Here is a 15448-nt window from a genome sequence, read left to right on the forward strand (position 1 = left end):
CCGATCCCCGAGGACACCTTGAGTCTCAAGTCGTGGCTGAAGCGGCGGCGCGCACCGGACGACGCGGGCCAGCCCGCGGTCCCGGCCGCGCCCACCGAGCAGGACATCCTGGTGTCGCTCAACCGCGTCCACGCGATGCTCACCGAGGGCAACGCCCCGCCGGTCGTGACCTCGCGGGTCATCCGGATCGCGCGCACCATCAACGACACGCTGCCCCGGCTGCGCAACCTGGGGCTGGGCAGCATGGAGAGCTACTCGGTGGTGGCGACCGCGACCGACTACCTGCCGGAGGCGGTGGGCGGCTACCTGCGGCTGCCGCGCGAGTGGGCCGACACCCGGCCGATCGACGGCTACAAGACCTCGCTGATGGTGCTCATCGACCAGCTGGAGCTGCTCGGGTCGACGATGGACAAGATCTTCGACGCCGCCAACCGCGCCGACGCGCAGGCGTTGCTCGCGCATGGCATGTTCCTCGAGAGCAAGTTCGGCCACTCCGGTGGCACCGACATGACACTGGGGTCTCCTGATGCCTGACGCGCTGTCCCTGTCCGATGCGCTCGACGCGCTGGTCGCCACCGCGGCGACCGCCGGCGTCGACGGCGCCACCGCGCGCCGCGAGGGGGAGTGCCTCGCCGCGACCATCGCCGAGCCCGCGCGCGGCGCGTTCGTCGACTGGTCCGTAGCGACGGGTCGCGACCGCTCGTCGGAGGAGTTCATGGACGCGGCCTCGCGGGGGCGCCGCTACCGCTCCGCGCCCACGCCGACCATGGGCCAGCTCTCGCTGACCGGGTCGGCCCACGCGCCGGCGTACGCCCAGGCGCTGGCGGACGTCGCCCTGGCCGCGGCCACCCTCGGTGAGGAGAACCCCCGCACCGTCGGCAACGCTGCCACCGCGGCGGCCGCCCAGCTGGGGGAGCCGCGCACCCCCGCGCCCAGCCTCGACCTGCCGCCGGCCCGCGAGCAGGTGCCCGGCGTCGGCGACCACTTCCTCGCGCAGATGATGGACCAGCTGACGCAGGTGCAGCGCAAGCTCACCAACCTCGACCTCCAGCAGCAGGCCACGCCCCCGGGGGTTGAGGAAGGCGCGCTAGCGCCTGTCTCGAAACCCCTCGAGCCCGGAGAGCCCGGTCGCCCCGGAGGTTTCGAGACGGTTGCTGCGCAACCTCCTCAACCACCGGAGGAGGAGCCCGCGGAGCCGGAGCCGGAGCCGAAGACGGTCGAGGAGCTGCTGGCCGAGCTCGACGAGCTGGTCGGGCTGACGGACGTGAAGGCCGAGATCCACCGCCAGGCGGCGATCCTGCGCGTCGAGGGCCTGCGCAAGGAGGCCGGGCTGACCTCGCCGACGATCACGCGGCACATGATCTTCAACGGCAACCCCGGCACCGGCAAGACCACGGTGGCCCGGCTGGTGGCCGGCATCTACCGCGCGCTCGGCCTGCTCTCCAAGGGCCAGCTCGTCGAGGTCGACCGCTCCGAGCTCGTCGCGGGCTACCTCGGCCAGACGGCGATGAAGACCGCCGAGGTCGTGACCTCGGCCGAGGGCGGCGTGCTGTTCATCGACGAGGCCTACTCGCTGGCCGGCGACCAGTACGGCCAGGAGGCCATCGACACCCTGGTCAAGGAGATGGAGGACAAGCGCGACGACCTGGTCGTCATCGTCGCCGGCTACCCCGTCCCGATGGCCGTCTTCATCTCCCAGAACCCCGGGCTCGAGAGCCGCTTCCGCACCCAGATCGACTTCGCCGACTACACCGACGACGAGCTGGGCAAGATCTTCGGCGTGATGGCCAAGGCGGCGGAGTACGACGTCGACGAGACGGTCCTCGCGCGGCTCCGCGAGCTGCTCGGGGCGGTCCAGCGCGGGTCGAGCTTCGGCAACGCCCGCTACGTCCGCAACGTGCTGGAGGCCGCGATCGGCCGTCATGCCTGGCGCCTGCGCGAGATCGAGAAGCCCACCCTGGACCAGCTGCGCACGCTGCAGGCCGACGACCTGGACCAGGTCGTGCCCGACGGCCCGACCGAGCCGGTCGAGTGGGACCCCACCCCCGAGCCCGACGTCGAGCAGGACGCCCCCACCGAGGAGGAGCCCGCATGAGCCAGGCCACCCAGGGCCGGCCGGCACCCGCCGGCGTGGTCACCCCCGCCAGCCGGGTCCGCTCGCAGGTCGCCATCGCCGGCAAGCCCGCCCCCGGGACCGTCGAGGACGTCCCGAGGCTGCTCAACCGCCTCCAGGTGCTCGGCGTCGCCACGTGCGTGGTGTTCGGCGTGGTCGCCGCGCTGCTCCAGCTGCTCGCCTGGCAGGCCAGCGGCCGCGCCGCCGACAACACCGAGCAGCTCGTGCGCGTGCAGCAGATCCAGTCCTCGCTGTTCCGCGCCGACGCGCTCGCCACCAACGCCTTCCTCGTCGGTGGGCTCGAGAACGCCGAGCAGCGAGCGGAGTACGACGCCGCGCTCGACCAGGCGCTGCGCCAGATCGCCGACGCCGCGGACGCCCAGCCGGCCGACCGCAAGGTCCTGGCCGACCTCAACACCGAGGTGGCGGCGTACGCCACGGCCATCACGCAGGCCCGCGACAACAACCGCCAGGGCTTCCCGATCGGCTCGCTCTACCTGCAGCAGGCCGGCGTCCAGCTGCGCGCCGATGCCGTGCCGATCCTGCAGGGCCTCAGCGACGCCAACACCGAGCGCGCCACGGACGAGATGGGCGGGCAGAACACCCTGCCGCTCTTCCTGGTCGGCCTCGCCGCGGTCGCGGTGCTGTGGTGGGTCAACCGGGAGCTGGCCAAGCGCTTCCGCCGCCGCGTCAACGTCGGCGTGGCGGTGGCGGCGCTGGCGATCACGGTGGTGACGCTCGTCGCGGTCGTGGTGAGCGCCGGCACCTCCAGCAAGCACGACGGGCTCCGCGACGGCAGCCTCACCCTGGCGATCGACGAGTCGGCGGCCCGCACCGCGGCCAACGACGCCAAGGCCGAGGAGAGCCTGCGCCTGATCGCCCGCGGCTCCGGCGCCACCGCCGAGCCGAAGTGGCAGGAGAAGGCCGCGGTCGTGGACGACAATGCCTCGCGCGAGACCCGTCTGCTGTGGCAGGACTACGTCGCGCTGCACGACGGGGTCGTCGCGAGCGACGACGAGGGCGACTGGAACGAGGCCGTCAGGCTGGCCACGACCACGGACAGCGGCGGCACCAGCGCCGCGCTCACGGCGTTCGACCAGGCCTCCCAGGAGGTCGTGAGCGACGCGGCGGAGAGCACCGCCGACTCGCTGCGCTCCGGCGGGGTCGTGGCGTGGATGCTGATGATCGTGGCCCTGCTGGCGGGCCTCGGGGCGGCGGCGACCGTCGCCTGGGGAGTCGGCCAGCGGCGGAAGGAGTACGCATGAGCAGGCGCGCACGTCCCCTGGCGGCCCTCGCTGTGGTGGCCGCCCTCGCCCTCGGGGCCTGCGGTGGCTACGACGAGACGGTGCCCAAGCCCCCGAAGCCGGTGGCGGGTGGACCCGTGGCGTCCGCGACGCCACCTGCCACGTGCCCTGACCCCACCGCCGACCCGACCCGCTCCTACGAGCCGACCGGTGCGCTGCCGGCGCCCGAAGACCTGCCCCCGGGCAGCACCATGGCCGCGATCCGCAAGCGCGGCCGGCTCATCGCCGGGGTCTCGGCCGACACCTACCTGCTCGCCTCCAACAACCCCTTCACCGGCCAGATCGAGGGCTTCGACATCGACATGGTCGAGCGGGTCGCGAAGGCGATCTTCGGCGACCCGAAGGCCTACGAGCTCAAGGTGATCACCGCCGGCGACCGGCTGAAGGTCCTGCAGGAGGGCACCGTCGACATCGTCGTGCGCAACATGACGATCAACTGCGCCCGCTGGCAGTCCATCGCCTTCTCCGCGGAGTACTACCGCTCGGGCCAGAAGATCCTCGTGCGCCAGGACCTGGCCGACAAGGGCGTGGACTCCGTCGCCGAGCTCAAGGGCGTCAGCGTCTGCGCGCCGACCGGCACCTCGAGCCTGGACAACATCCGGGAGCAGGCCCCCGACGCAGTGATCAAGGAGGCGGCGAACCACACCGGCTGCCTCGCGCTCTTCCAGCAGGGCACCGTTGCTGCCATCACCGGTGACGACACCGTGCTCGCCGGGCTGGCGGAGCAGGACCCGTACGCCGTCGTACCGCCGCAGGAGACGTTCACCGACGAGCCCTACGGGATCGGCGTCAACAAGGAGAACGACGACCTGGTGCGCTTCGTCAACGGCGTGCTGGAGCGGATGCGCGCCGACGGCAGCTGGCAGGAGAGCTACGCGAGGTGGCTCCAGCCGGCGCTGAACGTCCCCGCGACCCAGCCGAAGCCCGTCTACGGCAGGACCCCGTGACCCTGGCGGCGCCTGCGGCCCCGGGGCGGATGGGGCAGGCGCTGGAGCCGGCGGTGCTCCAGGCCTACCTCGGTGACCTCGAGGCCTGGGTCAGGGGCCGGCGCACCGAGCTCGACGAGCTCGACCAGGCCGCGCTCGCCGCCGGCCGCGGCGCCGACGTCGCCTCCGACATGGCGCTGTCGCTGGCGCTGTGGAAGGCGGTCTCCGACCGCTACCAGCTGGTCTTCGCGACGTGGGACGGCGGACGCGTGCTCCAGGCCGAGCGCGAGCGGATCTCCACGCTGATCTGGGGCCGCCTCGACGGCGCCGCCTCGCTGCCGGGCAACCTCGTCGTCTCGCTGCCCGAGGCCTGCCGGCTCTCCGACGCGCTCGCGGGCCAGCTGCGCACCCGGCTGGCGCTCACGCCTGGTGCGGACGCCGCGGCCGCCCGCGTCCGCGGGCTGCGCGCCCAGTGCGAGCGGCTGCGCGACCAGGTGGGCCTGGAGCCCGCCGCCGGGCGCGACGGCGCGGTCCGCGAGCTCGCCGGCCTGATGAGCCGCCTGGAGACCATCGCCGAGAAGGCCCGCCGCGGTGCCGACGTCGGGGGACTGCTCGGCCCGCTCGAGATCGACGCGACCCGCTTCGAGCGGGACCTGATCGTCGGCAACGCGCGCCGCCGCGAGGCTCGCGGCCAGGTGCAGCAGGCCCGCGAGCTGCGCGCCGACCTCGAGGCCCGCGAGGCCGCGCTGGCCAGCCTCGCCGACACCTGCGTGCGCACGGTCGAGCCGGCCCCGCGCTACGCCGTCCCCGACGTCGACGCGCTCGGCCCGATCCCCAACACCCCCGAGGCCATCGGCCCCTACCTGCAGCGGCTCGACCGCGTGGGCCAGGCGATGAGCCTCGCCCAGGAGAAGTACGCCGCCGCGCTGGCCGACCTCACCGACCTCACCCAGCTGCTCGACGCCTACGTCGCCAAGGCGCGCGCCCTCGGGGTGGCCGACCGCGGCGACCTGCGCGAGAGCGAGCGCCAGGCCCGCCAGGTGCTGGGCCGCCGGCCCGCCCCCATCGCCGTCTGCCGCCAGCTCGTCACGACCTACCAGACCTGGCTCACCCAGGCCGGCACCGCCTCCCACCAGGAGACCGCATGACCACCTGCACCCAGCCCGGCTGCACGGGCACGATCACCGACGGCTACTGCGACGTCTGCGGCATGGCCCCGGCGGGTGCCGCGGGTGCCGCCCCGGCCGCCGGGATCGCGCCCGTGGCGCCCACGTCCACCCCCGCACCGGCCGCTGCGGCCGTCCCGGTGGCCGACGGCAGCCCGTGCGGTCAGCCCGGCTGCACCGGCACCATCGCCGACGGCTACTGCGACACCTGCGGCATGGCCGCCAGCGCCACTGGGTCGGCGGGTCCCGCAGCCGCCTTCGACGCCGACGCCGCGGTCTCGGCCCGCACGTCGTCCAGCCAGGTGCAGTCGGCCGCGATCGGCTCGCGGCGCGCGCAGGGCACCTCGTCCACCCACCGCACCCGTGCCGGCTCGCAGCGCATGCGCGCCGCCCGGCTCGGCGCCGGCCTGACCGTCGTACCCCCCGAGCCGCCGGTCGACGCGAGCAAGGCCATCAACCCGAACCCCTCGGTGCCCGAGGACAAGCGGGTCTGCTCCAAGTGCGGCACCGAGATCGGGCGCTCGCGCGACGGCAAGCCGGGACGCAGCGAGGGCTTCTGCCCCCAGTGCGGCCAGGAGTTCTCGTTCTCGCCCAAGCTCCAGCCCGGCGACGTCGTCGGCGGGCAGTACGAGGTCGTGGGCGCGATCGCGCACGGCGGTCTCGGCTGGATCTACCTCGCCAAGGACCGCAACGTGTCCAACCGCTGGGTGGTGCTCAAGGGCCTGCTCAACTCCGGCGACCCCGACGCGCTGGCCGCCGCGATCGCCGAGCAGCAGTTCCTCGCGCAGGTCGAGCACCCGCTGATCGTCGAGATCTACAACTTCGTCACCCACGAGGGTGCCGGCTACATCGTCATGGAGTACATCGGCGGCAAGTCGCTCAAGCAGATCCTCAAGCAGCGGATGAGGGACAACAACGGCGCCTACGCCCCGCTGCCGGTCGACCAGGCGCTGGCCTACCTGCTCGAGGTGCTGCCGGCGTTCCAGTACCTGCACGACCTCGGCCTGGTCTACTGCGACTTCAAGCCCGACAACCTGATCCAGGTCGGCGACGCGGTGAAGCTGATCGACCTCGGCGGGGTCCGGCGCATCGACGACCAGGAGTCGGCGATCTACGGCACGGTCGGCTACCAGGCGCCCGAGGTCGCCGAGGTCGGCCCGAGCGTGGCCTCCGACATCTACACGATCGGCCGCACGCTGGTCGTGCTGTGCATGGAGTTCCGCGGCTACCAGGGCACCTACCTGCACACGTTGCCGCCGCCGGAGTCCACGCCGCTGTTCGCCGAGCACGACTCGCTCTACTGGCTGATCGCCAAGTGCTGCGCGCCCGACCCGGCCGACCGCTTCGCGTCGGCCGACGAGCTGCGCACGCAGGTGCTCGGCGTGCTGCGCGAGGTCGTCGCGGGCCGCACCAGCGGCACCGCGCTGACCTCGGCGGCGTCGGTGCTCTTCGAGTCGCCCTCCACGTCGGCGTCCGCGCTGGAGTGGTCGCAGCTGCCCGACCTGAGGCCGGACACGACCGACGACCAGTACGCCTGGCTCTCCGGCATCGGCGCCGAGGACCCGAAGCAGCGCCTGGAGGACCTCGAGGCGGCGCCGGAGAACACCGCGGAGGTGTGGCTCGCCCGGGCCCAGGCCGCGCTCGAGCTCGAGGAGCCGGCCCGAGCCCGCGGCTACGCCGCCGACCTGCTCGCCCAGGACCCCTGGGAGTGGCGGGCCCTGTGGATGGACGGGCTCGCGACCCTGCAGCTGGAGGACTGGGACACCGCCGCGGCGTCGTTCAACGCCGTCTACCAGCAGGTCCCCGGCGAGCTCGCGCCCAAGCTGGCGCTGGCCCTGGCATGCGAGCGCGGGGGACAGGGCGAGATCGCGGAGCGGCTCTACGCCACGTGCGCCGCGACGGACGCGACGTACGTCGCCCCGGCGTCGTTCGGCATGGCGCGCGTGCGCACCCAGCGCCACGACCTGCAGGGCGCGGTCGCCGCCCTCGACATGGTGCCGAAGACCAGCCGGGGCTACCCCGAGAGCCGTCAGCTGCGCGCCGACGTGCTCCTGTCCGGGGACAGCACCGACCTCGCGCTGCTCGACCAGGCGATGCGCTCGATCGAGTCCGTGCCGATGGACCCGCGCACCCGCGAGACCTACAGCGTGCGGATCCTCGAGCAGGCGTTGGCCGTGGTGGTGAGGAGCGCGCCGCGACCGGATGCGAAGGTAGGCGCTCACCCGGCGACCGAGGCGGGGCTGCGGGACGCGCTGGAGCGCTCGTTCCGGTCCCTCGCCCGTGATGCCACCGAGCTGCGGCAGCGCGTCGAGCTCGTCAACCAGGCCAACGCCGTACGGATGTGGACGCTGACATGACTGACGCCCCTACCTGCCCCAACTGTGGGTCCGCCACGCCCGAGGGCACGCTGTTCTGCGAGAACTGCGGCTTCTCGCTGGGGGCGCCCCCCACCGGCGAGACCCCGCTCCCGGTCTCGCTCCAGGGCGGTGTCGCGCCCGACGCGAGCACCCCGATCGACGACGTGGCCCCGATCAGCGCGGCCACCCACGCGACGGGCGGCACGCCACCCGCGCCCGCCGCGTCGGGCCGCATCCCGTGCCGCACCTGCGGCGGCGAGGTCGGACCCGACGGCTACTGCGGCCAGTGCGGCACCAAGGCGCCCACCGAGCGCGACCACTTCCGCGAGGCCCCGGCGGCCTGGGTCGCCGGTGTCTGCGACCGCGGCATCCGCCACAGCCGCAACGAGGACGCCATGGCGCTGCTCGCCTCGCCCACCCCGGGGGAGCGGGCGGTGCTGCTGGTCATGGACGGCGTCTCCAACACCGATGACTCCCACATCGCCTCGCTCGCCGGTGCCCGTGCGGCGATCGAGGTGCTGCGGACCCCGCTGCCGCGGGGGATGGGCACGCCGGACAGCCGGATCGCCGCGGTGACGAAGGTCTTCGCCGACGCGGTCTCGGCCGCCAACGACGCCGTGGTCGCGACGGCACCGGCCGGCACCCCGACCCCGCCGTCGGCGACGTTCGTGTGCGTGGTCGTGGAGGGCTCGACGCTGTCCTTCGCCAACGTCGGCGACTCGCGGGCCTACTGGCTGCCCGACGGCGCCCCCGGCGTGCAGCTGTCGGTCGACGACTCCGTCGCCCAGCAGCTGATCGCCGCCGGCACCCCGCGCCACCAGGCGGAGACGTCGGCGCAGGCGCACGCGATCACCAAGTGGCTCGGACGCGACGCGCGCGACATCGCGCCGCGGGTGGGCACCCTCGACGTGAGCGGCCCGGGCTGGGTCCTGGTGTGCTCCGACGGCCTGTGGAACTACGCCTCGGAGCCCGAGGCGCTCGCCGAGCAGGTCCGCGCCAGCGGGGCGACCGATCCGGCCGCCCTCGCGCTCGCGCTGACCGACTGGGCCAACGCCCAGGGCGGGATCGACAACATCACGGCCACGCTGGCACGACTGGACGGACCGGTTGCGGGGCAGGATGTGGTCACCGCGGCCCAGAGCGTCAGCGACCCGAACGCCGAGACCGCCGCCTACCCCGTCGTACCCCAGGAGGAGACCCATGGCTGACTTCACCGCCGCCGTCTACCAGAACGAGTTCCTGCCCGACGGCGGGACGGACGTCAACGCGATCGTCACCGTCACCTGCACCGGCGCCGGCACGGCCGGGCAGTCCGGCGGCGGGTCGGCCGGCGAGATCATCATCGTCGACACCTCCGGCTCGATGGGCCCGCAGACGATGGCGGCCGCCAAGCAGGCCGCCCAGGCCGCGATCGCGGAGATCGTGGACGGCACGTGGTTCGCCGTCGTCGCCGGCTCCGACCGCGCGATGCTGGCCTACCCCCAGGTGTCCTCGGGGCCGGGCATGGTGCAGGCCGACGCCCGCACCCGCCAGGAGGCCACCGCCGCGGTCGGTCGCTTCGTGGGCAGCGGCGGTACGGCGATCAGCACCTGGCTCGACCTGGCCGGCACGCTCTTCGCGTCGGTGCCCGAGGTGACCCAGCGCCACGCGATCCTGCTCACCGACGGCGAGAACCGCGAGCAGCCCGGCTCCCTCGACTCGGCGATCCGCCGCGCCACCGGGGTCTTCCAGTGCGACTGCCGCGGCGCGGGCACGGACTGGCAGGTCGAGGAGATCCGCCGGATCGCCCAGGCGCTGCTGGGCAGCGTCGACATCATCCCGGAGCCCTCGCAGATGCAGGCTCAGTTCCAGGACATGATGCGCTCCTCGATGGCGCGCGGCGTGGCCGACGCCCAGCTGCGCGTGTGGACCCCGCAGGGCGCGCAGGTGCTGTTCGTCCGCCAGGTCTCGCCGACCGTCGAGGACCTGACCGACCGCCGGGTGGAGGTCAACCCGCTGACGGGCGCCTACCCGACCGGGGCCTGGGCCGACGAGGCGCGCGACTACCACGTCGCCGTGCGGGTCGCGGCCAAGGCCATCGGCCAGGAGCAGCTCGCCGCGCGCGTGCAGCTGGCCCTGGGCGAGAACGTCGTGACGCAGGCCCTGGTCAAGGCGACCTGGTCCAACAACTCCGAGCTCACCACCCGCATCGACCAGCAGGTCGCCCACTACACCGGGCAGACCGAGCTGGCCTCGATGATCCAGGAGGGCCTGGCGGCCAAGGCGGCCGGTGACGAGGCGACCGCGACCACCAAGCTCGGCCGCGCCGTGCAGCTGGCCGCCGAGACCGGCAACGACGAGGCCACCTCCAAGCTCAAGAAGGTCGTCGACATCACCGACGAGCGCGAGGGCACCGTGCGGCTCAAGGCCGGCATCGCCAAGGCCGACGAGATGGCCCTCGACACCGCGTCGACCAAGACGACCCGGATCAAGAAGTGAACGTCTGCCCGGCGGGCCACGACACCGCCGCCACCGACTACTGCGACGTCTGCGGGATCGCCATGCCCGCGGGCGGCGGCGACCCCGGCGACGCGACCGGCACCCTGCCCGTCACGCCCGCAGCGGCGCCGGACACGACGTCCTGCCCGCACTGCTCGGCGGCCAACCCGCCCAACGCGCTGTTCTGCGAGGCCTGCGGCTACGACTTCACGACCGGCACGCTGCCCCGGCCGCTGAACCCGCTCGACGTGTCCTCGCCGTCCGCTCCGCCGGCTCCTGCCGACGACGCGCCGGCGGCGCCGGCGACCGCGACCGCCAACCCGGCGCCCGCGCTGGCCGACGCGTGGGTGGCGGAGGTCTGGATCGACCCCGACTGGTACGCCGACCAGAAGAGCACCGACCCCCTGCCCTCGCCGGGCCTGCCGACCGTCGTACCGCTCAAGCACACGTCGGTCCTCATCGGCCGCGCCTCGCGCAGTCGCAACATCACCCCCGACATCGACCTGTCCTCCGACAACGGCATCAGCCGCCGCCACGCCCAGCTCACCACCGACGGCACCCGCTGGTTCGTCGAGGACCTCGGCTCGTCCAACGGCACCTACGTCGGCAGCTCGGTCGGCCCCCTCCCCAGCACCCCGGTGCCGCCGGGGCAGAAGCAGGAGATCGCCTCCGACGACCGCGTCTACGTCGGCGCCTGGACCCGCATCGTCGTCCGCCGGGCCACTGACGGAGAGTTCTGAGGGATCAACCCAGCGCCGCTACCTCTTCGTGGCGACGATCGTGCTGGCATCGCGGGCGACCATGATCTCGACGGTCGTGAAGCGCTCGTCGGTGAGCCACCGCTCGCGGAGGGTGTCGACGCGACCGTCGGTGATCGGCGGCCACATCTCGCAGGGGGTGAAGTCGTCGAGGACCACGATGCCGCCGTCCTCGACGAGGTCGGCGACGGCGTCGACGCCCACCTCGGTGGGCTGGCCGGAGTCGAGGAAGAGCAGCGAGAAGGGGCCCTTGTCGAGCAGGGTGGACCAGTCGGCGGCGAGGACCTCGACCTGCGGGTCGTCGACGAAGATCTCGGCGGCCGCGGTGGCCAGCTTGGCGTTCAGCTCGGCGGTGACGATGCGCGCGTCACCGCGGACGCCGGAGCGCAGCCAGGCGGTGCCGACGCCGCAGCCGGTCCCGAACTCCGCCATCGTGCCGGTGCGGGTGGCGGCCAGCATGGCCAGCAGGCGACCGGTCTCGTTGCGGCAGAACGACACGTAGCCGGCCTTGCGGGAGACGGCGAAGGCGCGGTTCACCACGTCGGGGAGGTCAGGTGGGGCGCTCATGTCCCGAGTCTTTCATCATGGGACGGCCGTCTCGGCATGTGACCAGTTTGCTGGATGCGGTGGCGGCGGCGAGGTCCGCGCCCTAGCGTGGCCACATCATGCGGAGCGTTCTCGTACTTATCGTGCGCCGCGGCGAGGCCCAGCAGTAATCACTGCTCACAGAGGCCACCTCGCCGCGGTGATCAGCGGTGTGCGGTCTCTTACCTCGTCTCTCGCTCCGCCGCAGGATCCCGATCAGCCCTCGCGCGATCCGCATCCTGCTCGGTCAGCTCCTCCCACGTGATCCGTGGGTCCCGCCTCTCCTGCGGCGGAGCGCAGACGACGCACCATCCCTCGTCCTCCCTCCGTCCGGCACCAACCAACCAGGAGCAGCGCCATGTACGACATGTACCCCGAGTGGGGCCCGGCCCAGCACCACCCCGAGAACCCGCGCAGCCACGAGGCCGTCCAGGCCTCGCTTGACCTGCGAGACAACGGCGGCCAGCGCCCCGACGACAACTAACGTCTGCGCCCATGACCACCACTGACTCGACCTCGTCCGGCACGCTCAAGCTCGCCGTCATCCCCGGCGACGGGATCGGCCAGGAGGTCACCGCCGAGGCCCTCAAGGTCCTCGAGGTGGCCGCGCCCGCCGGCGTGAAGTTCGAGCCGACCCGCTACGACCTCGGCGCGGAGCGCTACCTCGCGACCGGCGAGGTGCTGCCCGACTCGGTGCTCGGCGAGATCCGCCAGCACGACGCCATCCTGCTCGGCGCGGTGGGCGGCAAGCCCAACGACCCGAACCTGCCGCCGGGCATCCTCGAGCGCGGGCTGCTGCTGCGCCTGCGCTTCGAGCTCGACCACTACGTCAACCTGCGTCCCTCGCGCATCTTCCCGGGCGTGGCCTCACCCCTCGCCAGCCCGGGCGACGTCGACTTCGTCGTGGTCCGCGAGGGCACCGAGGGTCCCTACACGGGCAACGGCGGCGCCCTGCGCGTCGGTACGCCGCACGAGATCGCCACCGAGGTCTCGGTCAACACCGCGTTCGGCGTCGAGCGCGTCGTGCGCGACGCCTTCCACCGCGCCCAGCGCCGCCCGCGCAAGAAGCTGACGCTGGTCCACAAGACCAACGTGCTCGTCAACGCCGGCGCCGTGTGGTGGCGACTGACCCAGGAGGTCGCCCGCGACTTCCCCGACGTCACCGTCGACTACATGCACGTCGACGCCGCCATGATCTTCATGACGACCGACCCGTCCCGCTTCGACGTGATCGTCACCGACAACCTCTTCGGCGACATCATCACCGACCTGGCCGCCGCCATCACCGGTGGCATCGGCCTGGCCGCCTCCGGCAACGTCAACCCCGACCGCACCGCGCCGTCGATGTTCGAGCCGGTCCACGGCTCCGCGCCCGACATCGCGGGCCAGCAGAAGGCCGACCCGACGGCCGCGATCCTGTCGGTGTCGCTGCTGCTCGACCACCTCGGGCACACCGATGCCGCGGCCGTGGTCGAGACGGCGGTCATCGCCGACCTGGCCGACCGCACGCCCGCCGCCGTCCGCCGTACCTCCGAGATCGGCGACGCCATCGCGTCGCGAGTAGGCGGCTGAGCCCCGGCAGCACCACGACGCAGCACCACGACGTCGGCGCCGGGCACGGGACACGTGCCCGGCGTTCGTCATTTCCCACACATCTCCCGACCCGGAGGGTCCGATACCGTGACGTCCATGCAGATCAGCACCACCGCCAACGCGGCCCCCGTCGACGACGCCCGCCTCGCCGAGATCCTCGCCAACCCCGGCTTCGGGGTCCACTTCACCGACCACATGTTCCTGGTCGAGTGGACCCCCGACGCCGGGTGGCACGACGCGAGGATCGAGCCCTACGGCCCCCTGGCGATGGACCCCGCGACGGCGGTCCTGCACTACGCCCAGGAGACCTTCGAGGGCATGAAGGCCTACCGCCACGACGACGGCTCGGTGTGGACCTTCCGTCCTGAGGAGAACGCCGCACGGATGGTGCGCTCCAGCCAGCGCCTGGCCTTCCCCGAGCTGCCCGTCGCCGAGTTCGTGCAGGCCGTCGACGCGCTCGTCGAGATCGACCAGCGCTGGGTGCCCGACCCGGCGGGGGAGAAGAGCCTCTACCTGCGCCCGTTCATGTTCGCCTCCGAGGTCTTCCTCGGCGTGCGCCCCGCGCAGCACGTCACCTTCATGGTGATCGCGAGCCCGGCCGGCGCCTACTTCAAGGGCGGCGTCAAGCCGGTGACCCTGTGGCTGACCGAGGACTACACCCGCGCCGGCCGCGGCGGCATGGGTGCGGCCAAGACCGGCGGCAACTACGCCAGCTCGCTGGTCGCGCAGCAGGAGGCCACCGCGCAGGGCTGCGACCAGGTCGTGTTCCTCGACGCACAGGAGGGGAAGTACGTCGAGGAGCTCGGCGGCATGAACCTCTACTTCGTCCACGACGACGGCCGGATCGTGACCCCCGAGACCGGCACCATCCTCGAGGGCATCACCCGCGCCAGCATCATCGAGCTCGCCGGCAAGCTGGGTCACCAGGTCGAGGAGCGCCGCTTCTCCATCGACGAGTGGCGCGACGGGGTGACCAGCGGCCGCATCACCGAGGTCTTCGCCTGCGGCACCGCCGCGGTCGTCACCCCGGTCGGCTCGCTGAAGTGGGACGGGGGAGAGGTGCCGGCACCCGCCAGCACGGACCTCACGATGCGCGTGCGCCAGGCGCTCGTCGACGTGCAGTACGGCCGCGCCGAGGACGCGTTCGGCTGGATGCACCGCATCGTCTAGCGCGCCCTCCTGCCGCGGTGGAGCTCGGTGTCGAGCGCGTCGAGGCGCTGCTCCCAGAAGGCGCGGAACGGCGTGAGCCAGGCGTCGACCTCGGCGAGCGGCCCGGCGGCGACGGCGTAGATCCGGCGCCGGCCCTCGGCCCGCACGTCGGTGAAGCCGGCCTCGCGCAGCACCTTGAGCTGCATCGAGACCGCCGGCTGGCCGATGCCGAACTCCGCGGAGATCACCTCGACGACGGCGCCGGCCGGCTGCTCGCCCTCGGCCAGGAGCTCGAGGATCCGGCGGCGGACCGGGTCGCCCAGCACGTCGAGGGCGTGCACGTCAGCCCTCCGGCGTCGCGGTGTAGGCCTCGGCCGTACGGCGGGCAGCCGCGCGGGCGGCCTCGGGCTCGGCGCCGGCACTGATGTCGACCTCGCCCCAGGCCGCGCTGGAGGCGTGCATGTAGTCGGTCAGGTCGGGCACGGTCTCGCGGGGCGGACGCTCGGCGTCGGGGGCGGCCAGGTGCTCGGCCATGCCCATGAGGCCCAGCTCCCAGCCGATGCCGACCGCACCGGGGCCGAACTGCTCCCACATCTCCGGCGGCACCGGGGCGGAGTGGTCGAGCTGGAGGAGCGTCCCGGCCTCGGTGGGGCGCAGGCTGACGTCGACCCAGCTCACCTGACCGCCGTACTCCCAGGTCAGGGCCAGCCGCTCGGGCGGGACGCAGTCGAGCACCTCGCCGCCGGCGTTGCCCTCCAGCTGGAAGCGGCCGCCGACCTCGAGGTCACCGGTGACAGGCATCATCCAGCGCTCGATGCGCTCGGCGGTGGTGAGGGCGTCCCACACCTCGTCGGGAGCGGCGTCGAAGGTGCGGCTCACCGTGAGCAGCCGCAGCTCCTGGCCGTCGCGGGTGATCGTGGTGAGGGCGCGGTCGACGGCGCCCAGGTGGTCGGCGGGGGAGAACGTCATGGGCGCCAACATATCAAGACCTGCTGATATGGCAAGAGTGTCCCCGGCTG

15 protein-coding genes are annotated in these 15448 nt (G+C 73.0%); 12 read left to right on the forward strand and 3 right to left on the reverse strand.

The window, feature by feature from the left end; all coding sequences use genetic code 11:
* Window positions 1-18: 18 nt before the first annotated feature.
* From E4622_RS02605 to E4622_RS02645, 9 genes are read left to right on the forward strand one after another with little or no spacing between them, the layout of a single operon-like run.
* The gene (locus tag E4622_RS02605) at window positions 19-534 is read left to right on the forward strand and encodes a hypothetical protein (RefSeq protein WP_209021755.1); all 516 of its coding nucleotides are present in this window, start codon (window positions 19-21) and stop codon (window positions 532-534) included.
* On the forward strand, window positions 527-2095 hold the full coding sequence (locus E4622_RS02610; RefSeq protein ID WP_134738524.1) for an AAA family ATPase: 1569 nt from the start codon (window positions 527-529) through the stop codon (window positions 2093-2095). The genes E4622_RS02605 and E4622_RS02610 overlap by 8 nt, the downstream gene beginning before the upstream one ends.
* Window positions 2092-3378 carry a hypothetical protein gene (locus E4622_RS02615; protein WP_134738525.1) on the forward strand — a complete coding sequence of 429 codons (1287 nt, stop codon included), beginning with the start codon at window positions 2092-2094 and terminating at the stop codon, window positions 3376-3378. The genes E4622_RS02610 and E4622_RS02615 overlap by 4 nt, the downstream gene beginning before the upstream one ends.
* Window positions 3375-4364, forward strand: coding sequence for a glutamate ABC transporter substrate-binding protein (locus tag E4622_RS02620; RefSeq protein ID WP_134738526.1), 990 nt, complete (start codon window positions 3375-3377; stop codon window positions 4362-4364). The genes E4622_RS02615 and E4622_RS02620 overlap by 4 nt, the downstream gene beginning before the upstream one ends.
* Complete coding sequence (locus tag E4622_RS02625) at window positions 4361-5491, forward strand: hypothetical protein (RefSeq protein WP_245155849.1); 1131 nt, start codon at window positions 4361-4363, stop codon at window positions 5489-5491. Before E4622_RS02620 ends, E4622_RS02625 begins: the two co-directional genes overlap by 4 nt.
* Entirely contained in the window at window positions 5488-7866 is a 2379-nt protein-coding gene (locus tag E4622_RS02630) for a serine/threonine-protein kinase (RefSeq protein WP_134738527.1), read from the forward strand. The genes E4622_RS02625 and E4622_RS02630 overlap by 4 nt, the downstream gene beginning before the upstream one ends.
* Entirely contained in the window at window positions 7863-9074 is a 1212-nt protein-coding gene (locus E4622_RS02635) for a protein phosphatase 2C domain-containing protein (protein ID WP_134738528.1), read from the forward strand. The genes E4622_RS02630 and E4622_RS02635 overlap by 4 nt, the downstream gene beginning before the upstream one ends.
* Entirely contained in the window at window positions 9067-10344 is a 1278-nt protein-coding gene (locus tag E4622_RS02640) for a VWA domain-containing protein (protein WP_134738529.1), read from the forward strand. The genes E4622_RS02635 and E4622_RS02640 overlap by 8 nt, the downstream gene beginning before the upstream one ends.
* Window positions 10341-11084 carry an FHA domain-containing protein gene (locus E4622_RS02645; RefSeq protein ID WP_245155850.1) on the forward strand — a complete coding sequence of 248 codons (744 nt, stop codon included), beginning with the start codon at window positions 10341-10343 and terminating at the stop codon, window positions 11082-11084. The genes E4622_RS02640 and E4622_RS02645 overlap by 4 nt, the downstream gene beginning before the upstream one ends.
* 18 nt (window positions 11085-11102) lie before the next feature.
* Here the strand turns inward: E4622_RS02645 and E4622_RS02650 are convergent, their stop codons facing one another.
* The gene (locus tag E4622_RS02650; protein ID WP_134738530.1) at window positions 11103-11669 is read right to left on the reverse strand and encodes a class I SAM-dependent methyltransferase; all 567 of its coding nucleotides are present in this window, start codon (window positions 11667-11669) and stop codon (window positions 11103-11105) included.
* 376 nt (window positions 11670-12045) lie between these two features.
* On the opposite strand from E4622_RS02650, the gene E4622_RS23300 reads away from it, so the two are divergent.
* The 3 genes from E4622_RS23300 (at window position 12046) to E4622_RS02660 (ending at window position 14450) form a co-directional block, all read left to right on the forward strand.
* Window positions 12046-12171 (forward strand): hypothetical protein, encoded by a 126-nt coding sequence (locus E4622_RS23300; protein ID WP_280633737.1) that lies wholly within the window; start codon window positions 12046-12048, stop codon window positions 12169-12171.
* An 11-nt stretch (window positions 12172-12182) separates the two neighbouring features.
* Window positions 12183-13259, forward strand: a complete 1077-nt coding sequence (locus E4622_RS02655; RefSeq protein WP_134738531.1) for a 3-isopropylmalate dehydrogenase — start codon at window positions 12183-12185, stop codon at window positions 13257-13259.
* 117 nt (window positions 13260-13376) lie between these two features.
* Window positions 13377-14450: a branched-chain amino acid aminotransferase gene (locus E4622_RS02660; protein ID WP_134738532.1), complete on the forward strand. Its 1074-nt coding sequence runs from the start codon at window positions 13377-13379 to the stop codon at window positions 14448-14450.
* Here the strand turns inward: E4622_RS02660 and E4622_RS02665 are convergent.
* Both E4622_RS02665 and E4622_RS02670 read right to left on the reverse strand, forming a co-directional pair.
* Window positions 14447-14770, reverse strand: a complete 324-nt coding sequence (locus tag E4622_RS02665) for a metalloregulator ArsR/SmtB family transcription factor (RefSeq protein ID WP_134738533.1) — start codon at window positions 14768-14770, stop codon at window positions 14447-14449. The genes E4622_RS02660 and E4622_RS02665 overlap by 4 nt on opposite strands.
* Window position 14771: 1 nt before the next feature.
* Complete coding sequence (locus E4622_RS02670) at window positions 14772-15398, reverse strand: SRPBCC family protein (protein WP_134738534.1); 627 nt, start codon at window positions 15396-15398, stop codon at window positions 14772-14774.
* Between the last annotated feature and the right edge of the window lie 50 nt (window positions 15399-15448).

The organism is Nocardioides sp. 503, assembly GCF_004522095.1.
Lineage (GTDB): Bacteria > Actinomycetota > Actinomycetes > Propionibacteriales > Nocardioidaceae > Nocardioides.